The organism is Microbacterium sp. Bi128, assembly GCF_918698205.1.
Genome location: NZ_CAKKMM010001195.1, coordinates 1 through 1585, shown reverse-complemented (window position 1 = coordinate 1585; position 1585 = coordinate 1). Strand labels below are relative to the sequence as shown.

Here is a 1585-nt window from a genome sequence, read left to right as displayed (position 1 = left end):
TACTGGGCCCGCAACCACATCGGCTGGTCACATCTGCGCAGGGCGGATCCGAACGATGGCCATGCCGCTGTAGCCCGGCTGGAGCAGCGGGGGCTTCTCACCGGCCTCATCACCCAAAACGTGGACCGGCTCCACGAGGACGCCGGCAGCGTCAACGTCGTGGACCTGCACGGCCGGTTCGACCAGGTGGTGTGCCTGGACTGCCACCGGCGGTTCAGCCGCCGGATGCTGGCCGGTGTCCTGGAAGAACTCAACCCCGGGTTCCTGGAACGGGCGCAGGCGGCCGGGGTGGTTGAAATGGCACCGGACGCCGATGCCGCCGTCGAGGACACCGGACTGATTGGATCGTTCATCGTCGCCCGCTGTCCGGCCTGCGGCGGCACCTTGAAACCGGACTTCGTGTACTTCGGGGAAAACGTGCCCAAGGACCGGGTGGAGCGCTCGTACGCCATGGTCGACGCCGCCCGGGCGCTCCTGGTGGCCGGCTCGTCGCTGACCGTGATGAGCGGCCTGCGTTTTGTCCGCCACGCGGCGAAGCAGGGCAAAGCCGTGGTCATCATCAACAGGGGACCGACCCGCGGCGACGGCCTCGCCACCATCAAGCTGGAGGCAGGCGTCAGCGGGGCCTTGACCTGGCTCGCCGCCGAGCTGCCGCCCCTGTAGCGACGGCCGGGCCGATTGGCGCTTGGCCGGTTACATCCGGTACAGTAGCTGTTCGTTGGTTGAAGCGCTGAGGCGCGGAAACCGCGGTTTGGGTCTTTAGCTCAGCTGGTAGAGCGCCACGTTTACACCGTGGATGTCATCGGTTCGATCCCGGTAGGACCCACCACAGAAAACCCCGTCTTTCCGGACCACACGGTCCGGAAAGACGGGGTTTTGTGCGTCCCGGCGGGGGATGCTGCACGCCCCGAAAATGTCAGGGCTCCGCCCTACTGTGACGGGCATGGAACACGTGATGGTGAAAACAGGCCCGGACGGGCGGCCCCTGGCGGTAGTGCGCGGGGGCAGGGAATGGTTGATCGGCGCCGAGCCCGTGCGTTGGTTCGAGCGGGTCAGCTGGTGGGAGGCCGCGCGCCGGATGCCCAAGGGCCTGAGCCGGGTGGATGTCGAGGTCTGGCAGGTCCAGGCGAGGCTCGGCCGCAACCGCGGATCTGCCCTGACCACCATGGAACTGATCCGGGATGGCCTCGGTGGGGGCTGGCGGCTGCGGGGGGCCGTTGCGTACGCCGCGTAGGCTGCCTGCGCGGGCAACAATCGCCCGGCCCGGCCCGCTCAAAAGGGGACCCCGGACCCTGGAATCACCCGGGCATTGGAAAAGCCTTCCACCGCGACTATTGGGGGATGCCGCGGCGGAAGGCTTGTAATGAATATACCGTGAACGCTTGGAAATGTGAAACACCGGCGGTGTTTCTGCGCGCCAGAATTACGCCAGTCGATGGCCTAATCGCGGCCCCCGGGAGTCCGCCGCCTAGGATGCTTTCATGACCGCCACGAGTGCCCGCCGAATCGCCAGAGTCCGCCCGCTTTCCCCGGCTGCCGGGGACGAAAACTTCTTCGTCGCCAACGACGCAGCGGACTTTGGCAG

General features: G+C 67.0%; 2 protein-coding genes and 1 tRNA gene. All 3 read left to right on the top strand.

The genetic code is table 11. From position 1 onward, the window contains the following. A partial coding sequence (locus tag LQV45_RS31175; protein ID WP_230011204.1) for a Sir2 family NAD-dependent protein deacetylase occupies nt 1–663 on the top strand: 663 nt, incomplete at its 5' end. Between the two features lie 90 nt (nt 664–753). Beyond that, nucleotides 754–829, top strand: a tRNA-Val gene (locus tag LQV45_RS31170). 114 nt (nt 830–943) lie between these two features. After that, nucleotides 944–1234, top strand: coding sequence for a hypothetical protein (locus tag LQV45_RS31165; RefSeq protein WP_230011201.1), 291 nt, complete (start codon nt 944–946; stop codon nt 1232–1234). The last annotated feature ends 351 nt before the right edge of the window (nt 1235–1585 follow it).

Bases quoted from the DNA above. Each gene is read 5' to 3' on its own strand.
- LQV45_RS31165 (WP_230011201.1), top strand. From the start codon at position 944: ATGGAACACGTGATGGTGAAAACAGGCCCGGACGGGCGGCCCCTGGCG.